The organism is Arthrobacter sp. 05N429 (assembly GCF_056397045.1).
In genome coordinates this window covers 60,106-82,322 of the sequence record NZ_JBFTMQ010000005.1, presented here as the reverse complement: position 1 = coordinate 82,322, position 22,217 = coordinate 60,106, and the positions used below count along the sequence as shown (strand labels likewise).

The 22,217-nt window shown below is 67.0% G+C and carries 18 protein-coding genes and 3 tRNA genes; 7 read left to right on the top strand and 14 right to left on the bottom strand.

All coding sequences use genetic code 11. The annotated features are described in order from the left end of the window. Positions 1 to 119: 119 nt before the first annotated feature. Positions 120 to 1,001, bottom strand: coding sequence for a 30S ribosomal protein S2 (rpsB, locus tag AC1DF4_RS11130; RefSeq protein ID WP_476912953.1), 882 nt, complete (start codon positions 999 to 1,001; stop codon positions 120 to 122). A gap of 541 nt (positions 1,002 to 1,542) precedes the next feature. Here rpsB and AC1DF4_RS11125 point away from each other — a divergent pair. Continuing rightward, the gene (locus AC1DF4_RS11125; RefSeq protein WP_476912952.1) at positions 1,543 to 2,097 is read left to right on the top strand and encodes a M23 family metallopeptidase; all 555 of its coding nucleotides are present in this window, start codon (positions 1,543 to 1,545) and stop codon (positions 2,095 to 2,097) included. 64 nt (positions 2,098 to 2,161) lie between these two features. Here AC1DF4_RS11125 and AC1DF4_RS11120 read toward each other — a convergent pair whose 3' ends face one another. The 6 genes from AC1DF4_RS11120 to AC1DF4_RS11095 all read right to left on the bottom strand — a co-directional run bounded on the left by AC1DF4_RS11120 (position 2,162) and on the right by AC1DF4_RS11095 (position 7,569). Further along, on the bottom strand, positions 2,162 to 3,352 hold the full coding sequence (locus AC1DF4_RS11120) for an acyl-CoA dehydrogenase family protein (RefSeq protein WP_476912951.1): 1,191 nt from the start codon (positions 3,350 to 3,352) through the stop codon (positions 2,162 to 2,164). A gap of 267 nt (positions 3,353 to 3,619) precedes the next feature. Further along, positions 3,620 to 3,693 (bottom strand) — tRNA-Ile (locus AC1DF4_RS11115). 77 nt (positions 3,694 to 3,770) lie between these two features. Next, positions 3,771 to 4,967: a glycosyltransferase gene (locus tag AC1DF4_RS11110; RefSeq protein ID WP_476912950.1), complete on the bottom strand. Its 1,197-nt coding sequence runs from the start codon at positions 4,965 to 4,967 to the stop codon at positions 3,771 to 3,773. Positions 4,968 to 5,046: 79 nt separating this feature from the next. Continuing rightward, positions 5,047 to 5,976, bottom strand: a complete 930-nt coding sequence (locus AC1DF4_RS11105) for a DMT family transporter (protein ID WP_441405550.1) — start codon at positions 5,974 to 5,976, stop codon at positions 5,047 to 5,049. After that, complete coding sequence (locus AC1DF4_RS11100; protein WP_476912949.1) at positions 5,976 to 6,611, bottom strand: CDP-alcohol phosphatidyltransferase family protein; 636 nt, start codon at positions 6,609 to 6,611, stop codon at positions 5,976 to 5,978. The genes AC1DF4_RS11105 and AC1DF4_RS11100 overlap by 1 nt, the downstream gene beginning before the upstream one ends. A 55-nt stretch (positions 6,612 to 6,666) precedes the next feature. Then, positions 6,667 to 7,569 (bottom strand): phage holin family protein, encoded by a 903-nt coding sequence (locus tag AC1DF4_RS11095; RefSeq protein WP_476912948.1) that lies wholly within the window; start codon positions 7,567 to 7,569, stop codon positions 6,667 to 6,669. 184 nt (positions 7,570 to 7,753) lie between these two features. On the opposite strand from AC1DF4_RS11095, the gene AC1DF4_RS11090 reads away from it, so the two are divergent. Next, a complete protein-coding gene (locus AC1DF4_RS11090) occupies positions 7,754 to 8,977 on the top strand; it encodes a multidrug effflux MFS transporter (RefSeq protein ID WP_476912947.1) in 1,224 nt (407 codons plus the stop codon). 533 nt (positions 8,978 to 9,510) lie between these two features. Then, positions 9,511 to 9,918 (top strand): hypothetical protein, encoded by a 408-nt coding sequence (locus AC1DF4_RS11085; RefSeq protein ID WP_476912946.1) that lies wholly within the window; start codon positions 9,511 to 9,513, stop codon positions 9,916 to 9,918. Between the two features lie 76 nt (positions 9,919 to 9,994). Here the strand turns inward: AC1DF4_RS11085 and AC1DF4_RS11080 are convergent. From AC1DF4_RS11080 to AC1DF4_RS11050, 7 genes are all read right to left on the bottom strand, one after another. After that, positions 9,995 to 10,067, bottom strand: a tRNA-Asn gene (locus tag AC1DF4_RS11080). A 136-nt stretch (positions 10,068 to 10,203) separates the two neighbouring features. Next, positions 10,204 to 10,276: transfer RNA gene (locus AC1DF4_RS11075), tRNA-Asn, on the bottom strand. 121 nt (positions 10,277 to 10,397) lie between these two features. Continuing rightward, positions 10,398 to 12,347, bottom strand: a complete 1,950-nt coding sequence (dnaG, locus tag AC1DF4_RS11070) for a DNA primase (RefSeq protein WP_476912945.1) — start codon at positions 12,345 to 12,347, stop codon at positions 10,398 to 10,400. A 52-nt stretch (positions 12,348 to 12,399) separates the two neighbouring features. After that, positions 12,400 to 13,689 (bottom strand): deoxyguanosinetriphosphate triphosphohydrolase, encoded by a 1,290-nt coding sequence (locus AC1DF4_RS11065; protein ID WP_476912944.1) that lies wholly within the window; start codon positions 13,687 to 13,689, stop codon positions 12,400 to 12,402. Next, positions 13,682 to 14,863 (bottom strand): tRNA dihydrouridine synthase DusB, encoded by a 1,182-nt coding sequence (gene dusB / locus AC1DF4_RS11060; protein ID WP_476912943.1) that lies wholly within the window; start codon positions 14,861 to 14,863, stop codon positions 13,682 to 13,684. The genes AC1DF4_RS11065 and dusB overlap by 8 nt, the downstream gene beginning before the upstream one ends. Before the next feature lie 64 nt (positions 14,864 to 14,927). Next, positions 14,928 to 16,421 (bottom strand): YibE/F family protein, encoded by a 1,494-nt coding sequence (locus AC1DF4_RS11055; RefSeq protein ID WP_476912942.1) that lies wholly within the window; start codon positions 16,419 to 16,421, stop codon positions 14,928 to 14,930. A gap of 81 nt (positions 16,422 to 16,502) precedes the next feature. Next, positions 16,503 to 17,876, bottom strand: a complete 1,374-nt coding sequence (locus tag AC1DF4_RS11050) for an FAD-binding oxidoreductase (protein ID WP_476912941.1) — start codon at positions 17,874 to 17,876, stop codon at positions 16,503 to 16,505. Positions 17,877 to 18,204: 328 nt separating this feature from the next. Between AC1DF4_RS11050 and AC1DF4_RS11045 the strand changes: the two genes are divergently transcribed. From AC1DF4_RS11045 to AC1DF4_RS11030, 4 genes are all read left to right on the top strand, one after another. Further along, a complete protein-coding gene (locus AC1DF4_RS11045; RefSeq protein ID WP_476912940.1) occupies positions 18,205 to 18,963 on the top strand; it encodes an alpha/beta hydrolase in 759 nt (252 codons plus the stop codon). Continuing rightward, positions 18,963 to 19,808 carry a DUF1295 domain-containing protein gene (locus AC1DF4_RS11040; RefSeq protein ID WP_476912939.1) on the top strand — a complete coding sequence of 282 codons (846 nt, stop codon included), beginning with the start codon at positions 18,963 to 18,965 and terminating at the stop codon, positions 19,806 to 19,808. Before AC1DF4_RS11045 ends, AC1DF4_RS11040 begins: the two co-directional genes overlap by 1 nt. A gap of 1 nt (position 19,809) precedes the next feature. Further along, positions 19,810 to 20,670: a lysophospholipid acyltransferase family protein gene (locus AC1DF4_RS11035; protein ID WP_476912938.1), complete on the top strand. Its 861-nt coding sequence runs from the start codon at positions 19,810 to 19,812 to the stop codon at positions 20,668 to 20,670. Between the two features lie 73 nt (positions 20,671 to 20,743). Continuing rightward, positions 20,744 to 22,192 (top strand): short-chain fatty acid transporter, encoded by a 1,449-nt coding sequence (locus AC1DF4_RS11030; RefSeq protein WP_476912937.1) that lies wholly within the window; start codon positions 20,744 to 20,746, stop codon positions 22,190 to 22,192. Positions 22,193 to 22,217 lie beyond the last annotated feature (25 nt).

Sequence of the window (22,217 nt, the reverse complement as noted above, 5' to 3'; positions counted from 1 at the left end):
GGACTGACAGGACGGCAGCTCACCTTGTGAGCGGCCATCCTGTCAGTTCCCCTTACGCGCAGAGCGCGCGGGGAGATCCGGATTTATTTGTCAGCTGAGCTGGCAGTCAGTCTGACTGACTACTTGGCTTCGCCGGCGGCGTCGTCGGCAGCCGGAGCTTCCTCGGCAGCGGCGGGTGCTTCTTCGGCAGCCGGAGCAGCTTCTGCGGCCGGAGCGGCAGGGGCTTCTTCGGTCTTGCTGCCTTCGAGGAGCTCGCGCTCCCACTCGGCCAGCGGCTCTTCCGGAGCTTCCGTGGTGCCGGTGGCGCGCTGGTTGCGGGCGATGAGGCCCTCAGCAACGGCGTCAGCAACAACGCGGGTCAGCAGGTTGACGGAGCGGATGGCGTCGTCGTTACCCGGGATCGGGAAGTCGACTTCGTCCGGATCGCAGTTGGTGTCCAGGATGGCAACAACCGGGATGTTCAGCTTCTTGGCTTCGTCGACCGCAAGGTGTTCCTTCTTGGTGTCAACGATCCAGAGGGCAGAAGGCGCCTTGGTCAGGTTGCGGATACCACCGAGGTTGGTTTCCAGCTTGGTGAGTTCGCGGCGAAGGAGCAGCAGTTCCTTCTTGGTGTAAGCGGAACCGGCGACGTCGTCGAAGTCGATCTCTTCGAGTTCCTTCATGCGCTGGATGCGCTTGGAGACCGTCTGGAAGTTGGTCAGCATACCGCCGAGCCAACGCTGGTTGACGTACGGCTGGCCGACGCGGGTGGCCTGCTCGGCGATGGATTCCTGCGCCTGCTTCTTGGTGCCGACGAAGAGCACGGTGCCGCCGTGTGCAACGGTGGCCTTCACGAACTCGTAGGCACGGTCGATGTAGGACAGCGACTGCTGCAGGTCAATGATGTAGATGCCGTTGCGCTCCGTGAAGATGAAACGCTTCATCTTCGGGTTCCAACGACGGGTCTGGTGTCCAAAGTGGACGCCGCTGTCAAGCAGCTGGCGCATAGTTACGACGGGCATGCCGACGCTCCTTCCGGCAGGTCATTCATGAGACAGCCCATGGACTGTCTTACCCTGCCAATAGTTGACGGTTGATTAGCAACACCCAGGCGGGCGGTGCTCCTGGCATCCACTGCGCTTCTTATCCGGACCACAAGGCCCGGACCGCAAGAGGCGCAGTCCTCCGCACGCTGAAGAGTTGAGGCTTCCAATGTGGAGGGCTGGATACGCGTAGTCAGCTGCTGCTTCCCCGCACCCCTGAATGAGGCGTGCCGGCTTAGACAAATATTTTGCTCACTAAAAAATTGCTCACAAAGAAAGTGCTCAAGCGTGAGGGCACAGCAAACTGCTCCACCAAGTGTACTACAGGGCAGGTGCCGGATTGGACGGTTTCCGGGGGCTGCCGGATGGGCCGGCAGGGGTTTTGCCGGGGGCTGCGCAGGTGACTTTTTGGGCCGCATTTTCGGGGCGCCTTCGAAGGGCGCGCCTCTCATTCCGTGGTCTATCCACATAGCGCGGAGTGGCGGTTACCAAGCTCCGGCGGCGGCCGCAGGCTGGGTGGATGAAAACTCAGGCGATCAGGACATCCGTGGCTGCCGCCCTGCTCCTGGCCTTCTCCCCCGTTGCGGCGTCCGGGGGCCCCGGCGCGGCAGCTGCGTCCAGCGTCTATTCCGGCCCGGCGGTGGCGGCCGGCGGGTGGAGCTGGCCGCTGGCCCCCAGGCCCGCCGTACTGCGCGCCTTTGATCCGCCGGCCGAGCCGTGGCTCAGCGGCCACCGCGGTGTGGATCTTCGGGCAGCGCACGACGGCGCCCCGGTCACCTCACCGGCGGCCGGGACCGTCACCTTTGCCGGCGTCGTGGTGGACCGTCCTGTCATCACCGTTGACCACGGGAACGGATTGAGGAGCAGCTTCGAGGCGGTGCACAGCGATCACAAGCCGGGCACCGCCGTCGCCGAGGGAGAAGTCCTGGGCTGGATCCAGCCGGGCCATTGCGGACCGAGCCCCTGCCTGCACTGGGGAGTCCGCCGCGGCGAGGAGTACCTCAATCCGCTGGGCTTCGTGACGGACCTGCGGCCCTCAGTCCTGCTCCCTCCCCTGGCTCCCGCACCCGGATAGGGGCGAGGGAGGAGGATGGAACGGGAAGCTGAAGGGCCGCGCGACCCTGGCCGGGCGCCGCCGGCTAGACGATCGCGGAGATGCCTGTGATTGCCCGGCCGGTGACGAGCGTGTTGATCTCGTGGGTTCCTTCGTAGGAGTAGATGGCCTCGGCGTCCGAGAAGATCTTGGCCATTTCAAAGTCGGTCACAATGCCGTTGCCGCCGAGGATGCTGCGGCCCAGGGCAACGCTTTCGCGCATCCGGGCGGTGGTGAAGGCCTTGGCCAGGGCGGACTGCTCGTCCTTGGCCTGGCCGAGGTCTTCCAGTTGGGAGAGCCGGACCATCATGCCCATCGAGCTGACGGCGTTGCCGAGGATCTGTACGAGCTGGTCCTGCACCAGTTGGAAGGAGGCGATCGGGCGTCCAAACTGGCTGCGTTCGACAGCGTAGCGGCGGGCGACGTCAAAGGCTGCGAGCTGCTGGCCGACAGCCTGCCAGGCGACAGCCAGCCTGGTGACCTTGAGGACCTTGTTCGTGTCGCGGAAGCTGTTGGCGTTTGCGAGCTTGAAGAAGTCCGGCACCACGACGTTGTCTAGGGTGATGTCGGCGTTCTGCACGGTCCGAAGCGAGATCTTGTTCTCGATCTTGGTGGCGCGGTAGCCCTCGGTCTTGGTATCGACAAGGAAGCCCTTGACCTGGTTGTCGGCGAGATCCCGGGCGTAGATGACTACCCAGTCGGAGAACGTGGCGTTGCCGATCCAGCGCTTGGCTCCGTTAAGGATCCAGCTGTCTCCCTCACGGCGCGCCGTCGTGCGGGTGCCGCCGGCGACGTCGGAACCGCCCAGGGGTTCGGTGAGGCCGAAGGCGCCGATCTTCTTGAGCGAGTAGATGTCCGGCAGCCACGCTTCCTGCTGCTCCTGCGACGCGAGAGCCTCTATGGAGCCGGTGAAGAGGCCGTCGTGGACACCCATGAAGGTGGCAATGGACGTGTCGGCCCGGGTCACCTCGGCGTGCATGATGCCCGCGAAGACATTGGAGTAGCCCTGCCTCCGGACGGGGCTGACTAGATCGACCTCGGCGAGCTTGGGAATCAGGTCCATCGGAAACTCGCCGCGGTTCCAGCAGTCGACGGCGATCGGCTTGACCTCACGGGCCAGGAAGTCGCGGACCTCCGCGAGCCTGTCCTGTTCCTTGCCGCTGAGCAGCTGTTCGAAGGCGTAGAAGTCGCCATCGGCGTACGGGAGGTTGTTGATGTCGACGGCAGCTTTGGACATGGTGTTCCTTCACGTGTGATCAGCAGCGACCAGGATGACGCGCGCTTCGCGTCAACGGGATGTTACTCACCAGTAACTTACCGCAATCCGGAAGGACACTGCAAGTGTCGGAAGCCCTACGGAGGACACAATCCCGGCGTGATTCCCTGGCGGTACGTTCCCCGGCGCCGGCAGCGCAGCCGGGAACAACAAAGGAGCCGGGCCGACGTCGAAACATCGGCCACGGCTCCCGTGGAAGCGGATCCCAGGCACGGTTCCGCGAAAATGTAGGGCTACTCGGACTTGAACCGAGGACCTTAGGATTATGAGTCCCGCGCTCTAACCAGCTGAGCTATAGCCCCGTGCACCCGGAAACCGGCCCGGCCAGGGCCGGATGGTTTCCGGGCGAAAATCACTCTAACAATAGTAGTGGCCCGGTTCAGACCACGAGATCGTCGTAGCTCGCGCCGCGGTAGAGATCCTCGAAGGACTGCAGGGTGCGCTCGATGCTGTGGTTCTCCACGATCCCCCGGCTCGCCTTGCCCATCGCTGCCAGCTCAGCCGCGGGAAGCGACAGGACACGGACCATCTTGGCCGCGAGGTCGTCGCTGTCGTTGGGAGTGAACAGGTAGCCGTTTTCGCCGTCGCGCACCAGGTGCGGCAGCGCCATGGCGTCCGCCAGCAGCACCGGTGTGGAGGCGGACATCGCTTCCAGCGTCACGAGTGACTGCAGCTCGGCCGTGCCGGGCATGCAGAACAGGTCCGCCGCGATGTAGGCGCGGCGGAGTTCGGCGTCGGTCGCCAGTCCCAGGAACTTGACCCGGTCCTGCAGGCCGAGCCGCTCGACCTGGGCCTCGAGGGCAGGCCGCACCTCGCCGCCACCGACGATTTCGAGATGGACGTCCAGTTCCTTCGGCGTCTTGGCAACGGCGTCGATCAGCACGTCGACATGCTTCTCCTCGGCGAGCCGGCCGGCGAACACGACGGTGGGGCTGCTGTGGCGCGCCACTTCCTCACCGGGCTTGAGTTCGTAGGCGGCGGAGTCAATGCCGTTGGAGAGCGGCAGCACCTGGCGGAGGAAGGCGTGCTGGTGCATCGCTTTGGCCGCCAGCGGCGTCGGCGTCGTGACGACGTCGGCCTGGCCCATGACTTTGCCCATATCCTTCCAGGAAATGCGACCCACGATGTCTTTGAACCACTGCGGGAACGGAAGGAAGGGGTTCAGGTTCTCGGGCATGAAGTGGTTGGTCGCAACGATCCGGATGCCGCGTTTGACGGCTTCGTAGAGCACGTGCTCGCCGATCATGTAGTGGCTCTGGATATGCACGACGTCCGGCTGGATCCGGTCGAACAGCAGGCTGATTTCCTTCTTGATCTCCCACGGGAAAGTGATCCGGAAGTACTCGTGCGTGGGAACTGAGTGCGAGCGGATCCGGTGGACGGTGCCTTCCTCGCAGAACTCGGTGTAGCTCTTGCCCTTGTCCGGGCGGCAGGCCAGAACGTGGACATCGTGTCCGCGCGCCGTCATTCCCTTGGCCAGGCGGTAGCCGAACATGGCAGCGCCGTTGACGTGGGGCGGGTAGGTGTCCGCGGCGATCAGGATGGTCAGCGGGTGCTGGTGGTCAGGCATGGTCACGGGGAGAACTCCTGGTGGTCACGGTGCGGTCAGCTGGAACTGGAGTGGCCGGCTGGCCGTCGGCGCAGGCGTACCGGGCCTACTGCTGAAGTCTGGTTTTGTCCGGGGACACCCGACCCGCGGCCTTGCGCGCGTCCTTCTTGCGCTTGGTGACTTCGGGGTGGTGCCTGGACAAGGCGATCACTCCCACGATAGCAAGCAAACCGGCCGCCCCCATCGCTATTGCGGTGACGGCGTGGACATCCGGGCGCAGTTCGCCGAGGATCGTGATGCCGATTCCTATGCCCACGATCGGGTCGATCACGGTCAGCCCGGCAATTACAAGGTCCGGCGGGCCACCGGAATAGGCGTTCTGGACGAACCACGAGCCAAGGACGCCGGCGGCCACAATCGCGACCACCGAATACCACGGCACATTCAGCACACCCAGACCGTTGGGATCCAGCAGGTGCTTGCCGATGATGCGGGTCAGGACGGCGACGAAACCGAACAGGATCCCCGCGCCAAGGATGTAGATGAAGGCGCTCATCCGGTGCCGGAACACCAAGGCGAGCGTCCCGAACAGCCCGACGGCCAGGGCCAGCAGAAGCACAACCGTCAGCTCGTCGGAGGCACTGACCTGGTGGTTCTCCTGGGTCACATTGACCGCCAGAATCACAAACAGGGCCGAACCCGTGACGCAGGCGGAGATGGCAACCACGGTGGCCCGGTTGATGCTCAGTCCCTGGTCCTTGGCGTTGACGATTGTGGTGATGACGAGGGCGATCGCGCCGATCGGCTGCACCACCGTGAGCGGCGCCATCACGAGGGCGACGGAGTTCAACGCCATGCCCACACACAGCAGCAGCAGACCGAACACCCAACGCGGATTGCGGATTAGGCGCAGCATGCCATGGTTGCTGAGCGCCAGTCCCCCGGTGTCCGCCTTGACCGCACTGCCCTGGCGCTGGGCGCCGAACGCGAGGCAAAACGCGCCAAGCACAGCCAGCAAAACGGCGAACCACATCATCAGCGGGTGCCGCCGTCGACGTCGAACTTGTTGCCCTTAAGCAATTTGCCCTTGCGGACGATGGCCCAAAAATAGTTGTACGCGGCAATCCAATGCCCCACGAGCCCGAGCCCCAGGAAAATCCACGCGGCCACGAAGTACGCATCGGCGCCCGGAACCGGGAGTGCCGAAAGGACGAGCAGCGGCGTGCCGACCAACAGCAGCGCGGTCCGGATCTTGCCGATTCTGCTGACAGGCAGGTCGGGGTGTCCGCGGAAGTAGTAGAGCGACAGCGCGAGCAGGATGGCGTCCGGGATGAGCAGCGCCGCGAGGTACCACCACTCGACCACGCCGGCGATTACGAGCGTGACGGCAACCGCGATCAGCGACAGCCGGTCGGCGATGGGATCCATGACCCGGCCCAGGTTGGACATCTGGTTGAACCGGCGGGCGACGTAGCCGTCCACCCAGTCGGTGCTGCCCATGATCGCCAGAACAAGGGCGGCGTAACCGTATTCCTGCACGCCAAGGACGAGCCAGACGAACAGCGGTACGCCGAGGAACCTCACTACGGTCAGGACGTTGGGGATGGTGAAGATCCTGTCGTGGTGAATCTGAGCCTGACCAGGCCGGGCACCAGCGCCAATAAACTTCATCCAGTCCCCCTTTCCGTGGCCGGCAACGAGTAGGCGTTGCAGTTCAGCGGGCTGCCTAGCCCTTGAGGAGTCTGCGCAGCAGGAACACGAGGGCGGCGGCTGAGGCGGTGAGTGCGACGAGGGGCTTCCACCGCTGGCTCAGCTGGTCGGTCACGCCGGCGCTGTCCCTATCGGCGCCGGCCGACGTCGCCGGACGCTTCGTGGCGCGCGCGGCCGAGGAGCGGAACCCGGCGACCTTGCCGCTGAGCTGTTCCTTGCCGTCCTGCAGCTTCACCTGGGCCGCCGCCAGCAGCGCCTGGGCCTGGGTCTTGACGTCGAGTTCCTCGTTGAGTTCATCGCGGACGCCGGTGAGGTGCGTGCGGCGCTGGTCCAGCCGGCGTCGCAGTTCAGCTTCGGTGGGCGGCGGACCGAGGTCCGGTTCGGCGGCCTTCTTGGCTTCCTTCTCAGCCTTGGCCTTGGCCTCGGCCTCCGCCTTGGCGGCCTTGGCGGCCTTGGCTGCCTTGTACTGCTCGGAATCCGGGTCCAGCACCGCGGGATCGAAGGCGGAGCCCTCCTTGGCGATGCCGAGGTCGTACTTTAGGCCCCGGATGGTGTCCTCGGGAACCAGCGGCATGGCCTTCTTGAACTTGCCGACCCCTACCAGACCCGCGATCGCGGCGATCAGCAGGAAGACACCACTGACCAGCAGGGCGGCGAGCCAGGCCGGCATGATCGTGGCGAGCCCCATGATGGCGGCGACGATGAGGCCGACGACGAGGAAGGTGACAAAGACCAGCGCGACGGCGAGAAACGCGGCGGCAACGCCGACCTCGATGCCCTTGCGTTTGAGCTCAACCTTGGCAAGGGCAATCTCGTCGTTGAGCTGCCGCGGGGCCAGTTTGAAGATCAGTTTGAGGGTTCTGGGCAGCGTGGAAATGCGCAGCACCCCACTTGTCCCGCCACTGTGACGTCCGCTCATCGGTCCCGCCTAACTGGTTCCATCCGTGATTCCGCATCCGCGGGTTTGCCGGTCTGCGCAGCTTCACGCACACCCCGGTGTCAAAACTACCATTCAGACTCCGGGCAGGGGCACGGCGGCGGGCTGTGGCGCGCCCCCTGCAGCACACCTGATCAGGTGAATGCGGGCCCTAGGATTGACCTCTGTGACTACACCCACCAATCCCGGCGATTCGCTGAGCCGCCGCCGCAGGCTCCTCTACATTTTGATGCTCGGCGCGCTCACTGCCCTGGGACCGTTCACGGTGGACCTGTACCTTCCGGCCTTCCCCGCGCTGGAGGAGAGCCTGGGCGTCTCCGAGGCGGCTGTGCAGCTGACGCTGACCGGCACCACAATCGGCTTTGCCCTGGGCCAACTGGTGGTGGGCCCGCTGAGCGATAAGTTCGGCCGGCGGATGCCGCTGATCCTGGCCACCGCGGTGCACATCATGGCCTCCCTTGGGGCGGCCCTGTCGACCGACATCACAACGCTGGGCTTCTTCCGCGTGTTGATGGGCATTGGCGCCGCGGGAGGCGGCGTGGTGGCCATGGCGATGGTTCGGGACCTGTTCAGCGGATTCGCGATGGTGCGGATGTTCTCGCGGATGGCCTTGGTGAACGGCCTGGCTCCGATCCTGGCGCCGGTGATCGGTTCGCAGCTGCTGCTGTTTATGCCGTGGCCGGGGATCTTCTTCTTCCTTGCCGCCTACGGGATGTGCGTCCTCATTGCCGCGGTGTTCGTGGTGCGCGAGACGCTTCCCCGGGAACTCCGGGGAAAGACCGGCATGACTGCCCGCCAGCGGTATGGCGTCCTGTTCGCGGACAGGATCTTCGTCGGGCTGCTGCTGGTGGGCGGAATGAACTTCGCCGGCCTGTTCACCTACCTGTCCGCGTCGCCGTTCCTTTTCCAGGATGTCTACGGTTTCAGCCCGCAGCAGTATGGCCTGCTCTTTGGCGTGAATTCCCTGGGCATCGTTGCGGGCGTGCAGACCAGCTCGAGGCTCGTGCGGAAGGTCCCGCCGCAGTGGATCCTGGCAGGCTCCACGGCGTGGATGTTCCTGATGGCCGTGTTGATCGTGGTCTTCGACCAGCTGGGCTTCGGGCTGTGGGGCGTCATGGTGCCGCTGTGGTTCTACATCCTCGGCGCCGGTTTTACGTTCCCCTGCGTCCAGGTGCTGGCGCTGGCCAAGCACGGCGCGCAGGCCGGCACAGCTGCCTCCCTGCTCGGTGCCGCCACCTTCCTGATGGCAGGTCTCATCTCACCCGTGGTGGGCTGGTTCGGCGTCACTTCCGCCACACCGATGGGCGCTGTCCAGGCCGCGTGCATCTTTCTGGCCGCGGCTGCACTCTGGCTGGTCGTGAGGCCCCGCACCGTCCCGCCGATCCAGTAGCCCGGCTTCCGCAGACCGCAATAATAGCCCCACGGTCCGCACCACCCCCACCATCCGCACCAGCCGGTCCGTGGACATGCCCAGTCTCAGCCCGCAGGAGTGGACATGTGGGCACTATGTCCACGCTTAGACCCCAGCACGGGGCATGTCCGCTGGCGGACCGAGGAGGGCTGGCGCTGGAATATCGAGCCGCAGGCCGGGTCCAGGCGCTCCTGCCCAGTTTCACGTCCTAAGAACGCTCCCGGACCCTGGCTACCCCCGGAATGTAGCCGGCGGCTACAGCTGCACCCCGAAGTAACTGGGAAGGAGCGTCAGGCCCCGGAACGCGGGGGCATGTCCCCTCCAGCAGATCCATGCCGGGCGCGGCGGCAACTCCCCCGGGAGGACATGTCCAGTCCTCCCGGCCAGGGGCGGGCATATGGGGCCCATGTCCACGCGCCGGCCTCAGCGCGGGGCATGTCCCTGGGGTGTGCTCTGCCGCTGGTGCCTACCGGCCCTGTTCCAGCCCCACCCCGGGCGATAAAGTTGTAGATGTGCCCCACTGGCAGGATCCTCCGCCCCTACCCGCCACGTGGCAGCGGTGCGACGCCGGCATTCTGCCACTGTGGTGGGATCGCTTGTGCAGTCAGACCAGCCAGCAGTCGGCGGCGCTCTTTGCGGCCGGACTGTTTACCGAGGACCGGCGGCGCCCGATCGCCCAGTGGTACAACCCGGCCTTCGATTCGGCCCTCCTGGTCGCCCCCGAGACGTCCCCCGAGTGGCCTGTGCAGCGCTTCGGCATCTTCTACGCCCCGCCCGGCGGCGGCTTCACCCAGATCCATTCCGCGCCGCACGAGTGGCACCCGCGGGAGCCCCGTAAGTCCCCCACCGAGTTCGAAGCCTTCCAAGGTGCTGTGGCGGAGGCCGAGCGGTTTCTGCAGGTGGAGATGTACTTCGTCTGAGAACGAAACCGAGACGCCGTAAGAGGGCACAAAAAAGGTCCCGCAACCGGTTTTCACCGGCTGCGGGACCTGTCCGCTCCTCCTGCTGGACTTGAACCAGCAACCCTTCGATTAACAGTCGAATGCTCTGCCAATTGAGCTAAGGAGGAATGAAGCAGGTATGACATTAGCAAAGGATCTGCCGCTTAGGAAATCGGCCCTGCTTCCTCCCAGCCGAATCCCAGCGATACCCCCTCCGGGTATAAAAAAGTCCCCGTCCCGGTAACCCGGAACGGGGACTGCGCGCTCCTCCTGCTGGACTTGAACCAGCAACCCTTCGATTAACAGTCGAATGCTCTGCCAATTGAGCTAAGGAGGAATGAAGCGGATATAAGCCTAGCAAACACCCGGCCGGGAAGTGAAATTGCCTCCCGGACGGGACAGCGCGGGACAACAGCGCGGGACAACTCGGGACACCGCGGGACGCCACTGCCGGACCGTCAGGCCTCCGAGCGCAGGGACCGCCGCTGCATCTCCAGCTGCATCAGCTCGCGGTTCAGCCGCTGGAACTCCTCCGGGTCGGAAGTAGCATCCAGGCGCTGCAGCTGTCCCATTTTTTCAGCCTTGACCCTGGTGATCTGCAGCTCGAACAGGCGGGCCAGGATATCCCGGCAGTAGCGCAGGACACCGTCGGCGGTGCTGGCCGGCAGCGGCACCACGGACAGCTCGGACACGAGCGGGCGAAGCGGCTCGGGAACCTCCTGCAGCAGTTGTTCCACCCAGCGCACCGGGTCGCCCGTGAGCGCCAGGCCGTTGGCCCGGATGGCCTCATGGATGGCCAGGTACGCCGGCGTCGAGAACCTCGCCTCGGAGAACCGCTGCCACGTCTCACCTTCCAGCATCCCGGGCTGCTGAAGGGCAACCTCCAGGGCCTGCCGTTCCATCGCAGCCACAGGGTCCCTCGGATCGGGCCGGTTGAAGGACGGCAGGACGGGCGACGGCGGCAAGGGCGCAACTCCCGGCGCGGATCCCCCGCCATACCCTGAACCTTGGCTGCGGCCCTGGCCGTTGCCCGGCCCCTGGTACTGGCCGGAACCGCCGCTGCCCGACTGCGGCTGGGCCGCACGCTTCGCGGCCGCACCCACGGCGCGGCTGACTTCCTCGACCGGCATGCCCAGCCAGCCGGACAGTTCCCGGGCGTAGGCAGGACGGATCCCGGCGTCGCGGATCTGGGCCACCACGGGGGCGGACTCCCGCAGGGCGGCGACGCGGCCCTCGACCGTGTCCAGGTTGTGCCGTTTCAGGGAGGCCCGGATGGCGAATTCGAACAAGGGACGCCGGGAGCCGATCAGGTCCCGGACGGCGGCGTCACCCTTGGACTGACGCAGCTCGCAGGGGTCTGCGCCGGTGGGCTCCACGGCCACGTAGGTCTGCGCGACGAAGCGCTGGTCCTCCTCGAAGGCCCGCAGGGCCGCCTTCTGGCCGGCGGCGTCGCCGTCGAAGGTGAAGATGACCTCGCCGCCGCTGCCGTCGTCCGAGAGCAGGCGGCGGGCAATCTTGATGTGCTCGGTACCGAACGCCGTGCCGCAGGTGGCGACCGCCGTCGGGATCCCGGCGAGGTGGCAGGCCATCACGTCGGTGTACCCCTCGACAACCACGAGCTGGCGGTCCTTGGCGATGTTGCGCTTGGCGAGGTCGATCCCGTAGAGGACCTGGGACTTCTTGTAGAGCGCGGTCTCCGGGGTGTTCAGGTACTTCGGGCCCTGGTCGTCCTCGAAGAGCTTGCGGGCACCGAAGCCGATCGTGTCCCCTGCGATGTCCCGGATCGGCCAGATCAGCCGGCCACGGAACCGGTCATAGATGCCCCGGCCGCCTTCTGAGAACATGCCTGTCAGCTTGAGCTCGGGATCGGTGTAGCCCTTCCCGCGGAGGTGCTTGAGCAGGGAGTCCCAGCCTTGCGGGGCGTAACCGACGCCGAACTGGTCGGCTGCGGCGCGGTCGAAGCCGCGTTCGTGCAGGAAGTTGCGGCCCTCGGTGGCTCCCGGGGTCGGCAGCTGGGCGCGGAAGAACTCATCCGCGAGCTTGTGGGCATCGAGCAGGCGCTGCCGCCGGCCGACGTCCTCGCGGTTCGGGCCGGAGCCACCGTCCTCGTAACGGAGCTCGAAGCCGATCCGGGCGGCCAGTTTTTCGACGGCCTCGTGGAACGACGTGTGGTCCAGTTTCTGCACGAAGGAGATGACATCGCCGTCCTCGCCGCAGCCGAAGCAGTGGTACCTGCCCACTTGGGGTCGGACGGTGAACGAGGGCGAGCGCTCGTCGTGGAACGGGCACAGGCCCTTGTAGGAGCCCAGCCCGGCGCCCTTGAGCGTCACGTAGCCGTCGACGACTTCCTTGATGTCCGTCCGCTGGCGTACTTCGTCGATGTCTTCACGTTTGATCAGGCCGGCCACAGTGCCATCTTAGTACCCGGGTACGACGCCGCAGGGCCGGTTATGGCGCCTGTCACCACAGCGACGGCAGGCTGCCCACGAGCCGCTCGTACATGGCCAGCGCGGAGCCGTCTGTCAGCGACGCGACCTGGTCGATCACGACGCGCAGCCGCGCGCCGTCGTCCGCCGCGTCGCGCCAGTCGGCCGCGAACATCGGCTCCAGGTGGCGGTCGCCGGTGGCGCTCAGGGCCGTCACGAGGGCGTGCAGGACCTCGCGCTGGCGTTCGTAGATGGGCTGCCGGTGTTCGGTGGTCATCACGAAAGTGGTGGCCAGGCCCTTCATCACGGCGATTTCCATCACGGTCTCGTCCGGCACGATCAGCTCCGCGTGGTAGCGGGTCAGGTTCTCCGGGCCGTAGACCGCGCGGGTGGACGCAAGCGCACTCTGGCAGAACCTGCCGATGAGCTGGCTGGTCATGTCCTTGAGCGCCGCCATCGACTTGCGGCTGCCATCGGCCTCGCGCACCCAGACGCTCGTGGCTTCGAGCCGGGCGAGGGCAGCATCGATCGCGGCGGGGTCGTTGTGCGGCAGGTACCACTGCTTGGCGTAGCCGACCACCCGGGCACGGTGGTCCGGGTTGTCCATCCAGCGGAGCTGGAAGTGCCCGGCGACGATCGCGTCCTCGACGTCGTGCACGGAATAGGAGATGTCGTCGGCGAGGTCCATGACCTGCGCTTCCAGGCAGGAGCGCCGCTCCGGGGCGTCCTCGCGGATCCAATCGAAGATCGGCAGGTCGTCCTCGTAGGCGCCGAACTTGCTGGTCCGCTCGCCGTGGATGACGGGGGCGTTCGCGGCCGACCACGGGTACTTCGCTGCAGCGTCCAGGCTCGCCCGGGTCAGGTTCAGGCCGGCCGGCCGGCCGTCGGCAGTCACTACCTTGGGCTCCAGCCGGGTCAGCAGCCGCAGCGTCTGGGCGTTGCCTTCGAAGCCGCCGATCGCGTGCGCGACCTCGTTCAGGGCCGATTCGCCGTTGTGGCCGAACGGCGGGTGGCCGAGGTCGTGGCTGAGGCAGGCGGTGTCCACAACATCGGGGTCGCAGCCCAGGGCGCGGCCCAGTTCGCGGCCCACCTGGGCCACCTCGAGGCTGTGGGTAAGGCGGGTCCGGACGAAGTCGTCGGTGTCCGGGGCCACGACCTGGGTTTTGGCGCCGAGCCGGCGCAGGGCCGAGGAATGCAGCACGCGGGCGCGGTCGCGTTCGAAGTCGGAGCGGTACGTGGACTTGGCCGGTTCCTCCACCCAGCGGGCGGAGTCGCGGGCCACGTAGCCGTCAAGCACAGGTGCGGTGGTCCTGGTTTCAGCCACCGGACACGTCCAGTTCCGCGTGGCAGATCTCGCGCGACTGCTCGGCGTCCATGCTTCGGTCCAGCAGCCAGTCCTTGGGCAGTGCGGGTTTCTTGGGTGAGCCCGCCCGGCCGCGGGGGCCCTCGGCGTCGACGCCGGGGTACGGCGAGTCAAGGTCCAGCTGGTCCAGCGTCCCGCGGAGCACTTCGAGGCTGGTCACCATCGCCAGTTTGGTCCGCAGTTCGCTGCCGACCACGTAGCCCTTGAAGTACCAGGCCATGTGCTTGCGGATCTCCCGGAGCGCCTTGCCTTCATCGTTGCCAAAGGTTTCCACCATCAGCTCAGCGTGGCGGTACACCCCTTCGGCCACCTGTCCCAGGCTCGGTTTGTGGCGCTCGTCGCTGCCTTCGAAGGCGGCCATGAGGTCGCCGAAGAGCCACGGGCGGCCCTGGCAGCCGCGGCCCACCACAACGCCGTCGACGCCGGTCTCGCGGACCATGCGGATGGCGTCCTCGGCGGACCAGATGTCGCCGTTGCCAAGGACCGGAATGTCCGGCAGCGCCTCACGCAGCCGGGCGATGGCGGACCAGTCGGCCTGGCCGGAGTAGAACTGCGCGGCGGTGCGGCCGTGGAGGGCGACGGCGGCGACGCCGGAGTCGCGGGCGATCCGGCCGGCGTCGAGGTAGGTGAGGTGGTCCTCGTCAATGCCCTTGCGCATCTTGATGGTCAGCGGGACGTTGCCCTTGGAGGCTTCCCTGACCGCGGTCTGCACGATCGAGGTGAACAGGTCGATCTTCCAGGGCAGGGCGGAACCGCCGCCGCGCCGGGTCACCTTGGGCACGGGGCACCCGAAGTTGAGGTCGATGTGGTCCGCGCGGTCTTCCTCGACGAGCATGCGGACGGCCTGGCCGACGGTGACGGGGTCGACGCCGTAGAGCTGGACGGACCGGACTTTCTCGTCGTCGTCGTGGGAAATGATCCGCAAGGATTCCGGGGTGCGCTCCACGAGGGCACGGGAGGTGACCATCTCCGCGACGTACAGGCCGCCGCCGTATTCACGGCAGAGCCTGCGGAACGCGGAGTTGGTGATGCCAGCCATGGGAGCCAGGATCACGGGGGTGTCCACCGTGAGGGGGCCCAGCTTCAGGGGCGGGAGTTCCAGCTTGGGGGCGGGAGGGGTAGCTACAACAGTCACCCGTTCATTGTCTCAAATCCGGGCAAATCGGCCGGATCCGCGCCAGCTATGTGGAAATCCGGCGTCAGTCCCGCGGGGCGGCGCGGCGTCCGCGGCGTCCCGCCGGCGCGGTTTCGAAGGCGTCGGCGGGCGCGACGTCGTCGTCCTCCAGCCGGTGGTCGGCGTCGTCATCGAGCCAGCGGCCGCCGTCGTCCGCGGCAGCACGGGCCGCCCCGGCGCGGGCGGCCTGGCGGCCGGCGTTGCCGACTTCGTCGTCCCTGCTTCCGGCGTTCCGGCGGCCGCCGGCCGCGCCGCCCAGTGCTTTGATCCCGGTCGCCTTCACGACGAGTACTGCGATCAGCGTGGTGACCGGGATCGACAGGACCAACCCGACGGAGCCGACGAGGGTGCGGATCACTTCCTCCGAGAGTTCGGCGCTGGTCAGGGCATCACCGAGCGGCCGCTCGTAGAGCATCACCAGGATCAGCACGGGAAGGGCCGCACCGGCGTAGGCGAACGCGATGGTGTAGACGGTGGAGGCGATGTGGTCCCGACCGATCCTCATGGCGGAGGTGAAGAGCTGGCGGGCGGTCGTTTCCGGGGCCAGTTCCCAGAGTTCCCAGAGTTCCCACACTGCGGAGGACTGGGTGATGGTGACGTCGTTGAGGACGCCCAGGCCGGAGATGATGAGGCCGCACAGGATGATGCCGGAGATGGAGATGTTGTCCGAGACGTTCGCGAGGGCGGCGGAGTCGTGGCTGCCGACGCCGGCGAGGTTGGCCGCATCGGTGGCCCAGGCAGCCAGCAGTGCGGTAATGGCAAGGCCGAACATGGTGCCAAGCAGCGCCGTCGAGGTCCGGGCGGAGAATCCGTGGGCGAAGTAGAGCACCCCGATCATGATCACCGTGGATCCCACCAGGGCCAGCAGCAGCGGCGGCTTGCCCTCCACCAGTCCCGGCAGCATGAAGGACACGAGCACGCCGTAGGCCCCAACGAGCCCGATCAGGGCCCGCAGTCCGCGCCAGCGCGCCACGGCGATCACAACGACGGCGTAGAGCACGGCCAGGAAGATGATCGGCAGGGTCCTGACGAAGTCCACGAAGACATAGGCGGGGGTGCCCTGGGCTTCGGCGCCCTGGACCTTGGAGAGGTTCAGGTAGCGGATGTCGTCGCCGGCCTTCACGCCGTGGGATTTGGCGACGTCGGGGTTGATGACCACTTTGACGGGATTGCCGCCCTTGTCCGGGTCCGTGAACGCAAAAGTGCACTGCGACCCCTGCTGGGCTGCAGCGTCCGCCCCGGCCTGTCCCGGCTGGACGGCGTCCATGCAGCTTCCGGTGACAACGCGCTGGATCTTTCCGGTATCGAACGTGACCCCCGGCGCGGCCGCATAGGGGCTGGCCAGTGTGATGCCTTCTTTGCTGCCCGAGGGCCACAGCAGTGCCATCGCCACGAGCGTGAGCAGCGTCAGCGGGATCAGGACGGCGGCCAGGATGAGGTTGGCTTTCTTCCGTGCGGCGAGCGCCCGGGGCGTCGGGTCCGTGTGCCCAAGCGGTGCGTGTGAATGTCCGGCGCCCATCAGCAGTTCAACCTCATGCCGAAGACTTTACGTGGTCCCGCGGCTCCGTCCGGACGCATGACGGGCCGGGACCCCGCAAGGCTATGCGGGCGGGATGTTCTGGTTCACGTGGAAGAGGTTCTGCGGATCGTACTTCGCCTTGACCTCCCTCAACCGCTTGTAGTTCGGCCCGTAGTTTTCCGCGACCCGGGGCAGGTCGTCGCCGTCCATGAAATTGATGTAGCCGCCGGGAGCCGAATAGGGCCGCAGCGCGGCCGCGTAGTCCCGCACCCAGGCGATGTTGGCCTCGTTCTCAGCGGGGTCCATCCACTGCGCCGCGATGACGGGCGAAAACTTCACGTTCCGGTTGGCGAACGCCGTATCCGTGGCGCCCACCCGCTGGACAGCGCCATCGATGGGGTAGATATGCACTGCGGTTTGCACACTGGGGACCTTAGCGCCGTGTTCGATGTGCGCGGCGATGGCACCGTCATTGAGCTCCGCCAGGAAATCCGCTTTCCAGTACGCCTGCATGCCGGGGGGCTGCAGCGGGTCGAAAGCTGTGTTCAAGGCGGGGTACGGCATGGGCCCCACCATGGATCCCGCCGGCTGCGCGACGTCCAGGAAAGGCTGCCAGCGCGCCGGTCCTTCCGCCGGATCGCCGGTCCACATGCCGACGACGACGCACACCGGCTTGCCATGCCACTCCTCGGGCAGGAACGGGACCGGCGGGCCCTGATGGAAGGCGAGGAAGGCGCCGAACTCCTCCGGGGCGGAGGCCATGTGGTCCCGGTAAAACTTTGCCACCGTCTCCGCGTGCTCGATGGGGTAAATAATGATGCCGGCGTGGACCATGTCTACGGGGTGCATCCGGTATTCGAATGACGTCACGACGCCGAAGTTCCCGCCGCCGCCGCGCAGTGCCCAGAACAGGTCCTCGTTTTCGCTTTCGCTGGCGGTAAGGAACTTTCCCTCGGCCGTGACGACGTCGGCCGAGAGGAGGTTGTCGCAGCTGAGCCCATATTTGCGGCTGAGGTAGCCGATGCCGCCGCCGAGGGTCAGCCCGGAGATGCCGGTCGAGCCGACAATGCCGCCAGGCGTTGCCAGCCCGAAGGCATGCGTCGCGTGGTTGAAGTCGGCCCACGTCGCACCGGCCTCCGCGCGCGCCGTCGCGGCTGCGGGATCGATCCGGACGCCGGTGGTCTTTGAGAAGTCGATGACGAGGGCGTCATCCCACGTCCCAAAGCCGGGCGCGCTGTGTCCTCCCCCGCGGACCGCCAAATCAAGGGAGTTGTCCCTGGCGAAGTTGACGCAGGAGATGACATCGGCCACCTGGGCCACCTGGGCCACCGCTGCCGGCCTCTTGTCGATCATGCCGTTGAAGACCGCACGTGCCGCGTCGTAGCCGGCGTCGCCGGACGTGATGACTTGTCCGCGGACCTGCTCGCGCAGGCTATCGAAGTTGGTTCCATTCATTTTCTGTACCGTCGATTTCGTCGTGATTTCCGACCCGGACGGTGGTTTGTGCTCCCAGCCGGCATGGCGCCCGGAGGTTTACGAGCACAAGGCTTACTCCTCCGCCGGAGACCCGTCAAGAGGTCCGGGCCGGCGCCTGGTCAGTCCGCGCCGCGGAACACAGGACCGGGACGAACGCCCGCCCCATCTTTCTCGGGCACAGCTCCGAATGTCCTGTGGACATGTCCCCCGCGAAACAGGGGGAAGTGCCCGCCCTTAAGGGAAAGCTTGAACCGCGGGCACTGCGCCCTATGGTTGGAATTGTCGGATGAGATGTGGAGGACACAGCGTGGCCAGACGCAAGATGGACGACCGTGAACCTGCGGCGGCGGGAGCCGGGGCGGATGCCAGGGCCGAGTTGAGCATTGCCGGAGCCACCGGGGAAACCCGAGGCGTCGCCCTGGTCCTGCACGGCGGCCGCGCGGACAGCTACGAATCCGTCCGCGGAACGCACCTCAGCCCCGCCCGGATGCTTCCGTTCGCCCGGGCCCTCCGGCGTGCCGGCGGACGCGACGGGTTGGCCGTGTGGACTCTCCGGAACCGGTACCGGGGCTGGAACGGAAAGGACATGTCCCCTGTGCAGGATGCCCGCTGGGCCCTCTCCCGCATCAGCCGCGAACATCCCGGGGTCCCCGTCTATCTCCTCGGCCACTCGATGGGCGGCCTGACCGCCCTCTGCGTCGCCGACCACCCGCAGGTGGAAGCCGTCGTCGCCCTCGCGCCCTGGCTCAACGGCGAAACCCCGGTGAGCCGCGTGGCCGGGCGCAGGATCCTGATCGTCCACGGCACCGACGACCGCTGGACCAGCCCCGCGAACTCGCTCGCCTACGCACGCCGGGCCGACGGCGTCGCGGAGTCCGTGGACTACGTCGCCCTCAAAGGGGCGGGTCACTTCATGTTCCGCCGGGTCAGCCTGTGGAACTCGCTCGCGACCGGCTTCATCCTTGACGCCTTCGCCGGCAGTTCAGGCCGCAACGTGCAAGGCCGCGCCGACACGTTCCGCAGCCTTCTTCCCGCGGCCGGCGCCAGCCTCCCGGTGGTGCTGTGATGCCCGACTTTCCGCTGGATGCCTTCCTGGCCAGCCTCCCGTGGGTGGCCGCGGGCCTCGTGGTGCTGCTGGCCGTCACCTACGCCGTTGCCGTCCGCCAGAGCCGCCACTCGGTCATCGACACCGTCTGGGGCCTCGGCTTTGTCGTTGCGGCCGTCATCTCCTGGTTCCTCTCGGCCGGACACGGCGACGGCGGCCGCCGCCTGCTGCTGCTGGCGCTCGTGGCGGTCTGGGGCATCCGCCTTGCCCTCCACATCGGCCTCCGGGCCCGCGGCGGCCACGAGGATCCACGGTACGTGGACATGCTCTCCTCCGCCCCCGGGTCCCGCAACATCTACGCGCTGCGCAAGGTCTACCTGCCCCAGGGCGTGATCCTGTTCTTCGTCTCGCTCACCGTCCAGGTGGGGATGTTCAGCACCGGGAGCCTCGGCTGGCTGGCCTGGCTGGGCGTCATGATCTGGGCGGTCGGCTTCGTCTTCGAGACGGTCGGCGACTGGCAGCTGGCGCAGTTCAAGAACGACCCCTCGCGGCGCGGCACCGTGCTCGACACCGGGCTCTGGCGCTACACCCGCCACCCGAACTACTTCGGCGACGCCGCCGTCTGGACCGGAATATTCCTCGTCGCCGCCGATTCCTGGCCGGGCGTGCTGACCGTCCTCTCCCCCGTGCTGATGATCTGGCTGCTCGCCGGCAAGTCCGGCAAGCCGCTGACCGAAAAGGCCATGTCCGCCCGCCCCGGCTACAAGGAGTACGTGGAATCCACCTCGGGGTTCCTGCCGCTGCCCCCGCGCCGGCCCCGCAGCGCCGGGCACCAGCAAGGCAAGCACCAGCCGGGCGGTCAATGAGATGGCCTGGCGCCCCCGGCCCAGCGACCGCTTCTACCGCGTCATTGTCCGCACCGGGCTTGCACTGCGCCGGCTGTTCCGGATCCGCGTCATCGTCACCGGGCAGGAGCACCTCCCGGAGACGGGCAGCGAGACCCGCGGCCAACCAAGCAGCAAAGCAACCAGCGATGCCCCGCACCGCTCATCCCGCCACGCTGTCCCGGGCACAGGCGCCGTCGTCGCGATCACGCATTTCGGCTACCTCGACTTCGCGTTCGCCGAACTGCTGCTGTGGCGGCACGCCAGGGTCCAGATGCGCTTCCTGGTCACCCAGGGCGCTGCCGACCACTGGTTCGCCGGCCCCGCCATCAGCGCCGCCGGGCACGTCGTCGTCGGCTATGACACGGGAGCGCACGCCTACGACGCCGCCGTGCAGAAGCTCCGCGCGGGCGAATACATCGCGATCCTGCCGGAAGCCGGGGTCAGCCGCAGTTTCCGGGTGCGCGAATGCAAGACCGGCGCCGCGCGGATGGCCGCCGAAGCCGGGGTGCCGGTCATCCCGGTCTCCGTCTGGGGCGCCCACCGGCTGATGACCCGCCGCCACGGCTTCTCCTTAGGACGCGCCTGGCGCGCCCCGGTGCGGATCCACGTGGGCGAACCGGTGACCGTTGACCCGTCCCGGGACGCCGCGGCGGCGACCGACGCGCTGCGCGCAGTCCTCCAGTCCGGGATCGACGCCTGCATCGCGGACTTCCCACTGAAACCGGCTCCGGGCGCCTGGTGGATGCCGGCGGAACTGGGCGGCGGAGCCCCCAGCGAAGCGGAACGCCGGCGGCTGGAGGAGGCCGAGGGCCCGCGGCGCGCAGGCGGCCGGCGCCGATAAGCCCGGTTACCGCGATCGTCTTGACTAAACTCCATCGGGTACAAAATCGCACTCAATGGAGAGGTACTCCTCTGTGGCAAACACAGTCCTGACGAAAAGCGGCATCGGCGAAGAACGCGGTCTCGCCCGAATAGCCCAACGGATGGCGGCGTGGACCGAGAAGTGGTTCCCGGACGCCTACATCTTCGCCCTCGCCGGCGTCATCATCATCGCCCTGGCTGCCCTGGCCATCGGCGCCTCGCCCCAGTCGATCGCCGATTCCTTCGGCAACGGATTCTGGGACCTGACCGCCTTCACCCTGCAGATGGCCATGGTGGTGCTGACCGGCTACGTCGTGGCGACCTCCCCGCCCGTGGCGAAGCTGATCAACCGGCTGGCCGTCATTCCCGCCACCGCCCGCACCGCCGTGAGCTTCGTGGCGCTGATGTCGATGTCGGTGTCCTTCCTCAACTGGGGCCTCAGCCTGATTTTCGGCGGCCTCCTGGCCCGGGCCATCGCCCGCCGCAAGGACCTGACCGTGGACTACCGGGCCCTTGGCGCTGCAGCCTTCATGGGACTCGGTGCCGTCTGGGCGCTCGGCCTGTCCTCCTCCGCGGCGCAGCTGCAGGCCACGGCTGCCTCGCTGCCGCCGGCCCTGCTGAAGATCACCGGCATCCTGGACTTCGGCACCACCATCTTCACCTGGCAGTCGCTGCTCACCCTGGCCATCCTGATGGCGCTCACCACGGTGATCGCGCACTTCTCGGCACCCCAGGGCGGCGCCATCCGCACCGCGGCGGATCTCGGCGTCGACCTTGACGACGAACCCAGCGAACCGGAGCCGCGCTCCCGCCCGGGCGAATGGCTCGAATACAGCATGATCCTGCCGATCCTGGCCGGCCTCCTGACGCTCGGCTGGCTGGTTTCGCAGTTCCTGACCAAGCCCTTCCTGACCGTGGTGAGCAGCCTCAACGGCTACCTGCTGGTCTTCCTGATCCTCGGCCTGGTGCTGCACGGCACCCCGCGGAACTTCCTGCAGGCCGTCACCAAGGCCGTGCCGGCCACCGCCGGCATCCTGGTCCAGTTCCCGCTGTACGCCGCGATGGCCGCGATCCTGACCAAGGCCACCGGCCACGGCGGCATGACCGTCTCCGCGCACCTGGCCGAGTTCTTTACGGAGATCGGCAGCGGCGGCGGCTTCGCCGTCGTCATTGCGCTGTACACGGCCCTGCTGGGTCTGCTGGTCCCCTCCGGCGGCGGCAAGTGGCTGGTGGAGGCTCCGTATGTGATGCAGTCCGCCACCGATGTGCAGATGAACCTCGGCTGGACCGTGCAGATCTACAACATCGCCGAGGCTCTGCCGAACCTGATCAACCCGTTCTTTATGCTGCCCCTGCTGGCGGTGCTGCGGCTGCGGGCCCGCGACCTGGTGGGCTTTACGTTCCTGCAGTTCGTGTTCCACCTGCCGGTGGTGCTGCTGCTCGTCTGGCTGCTGGGGATGACGTTCGACTTCGTTCCGCCGGTGATGCCGCCGGCCAAGTAGCCTTCAACGCAGCTGACCCGCAGCT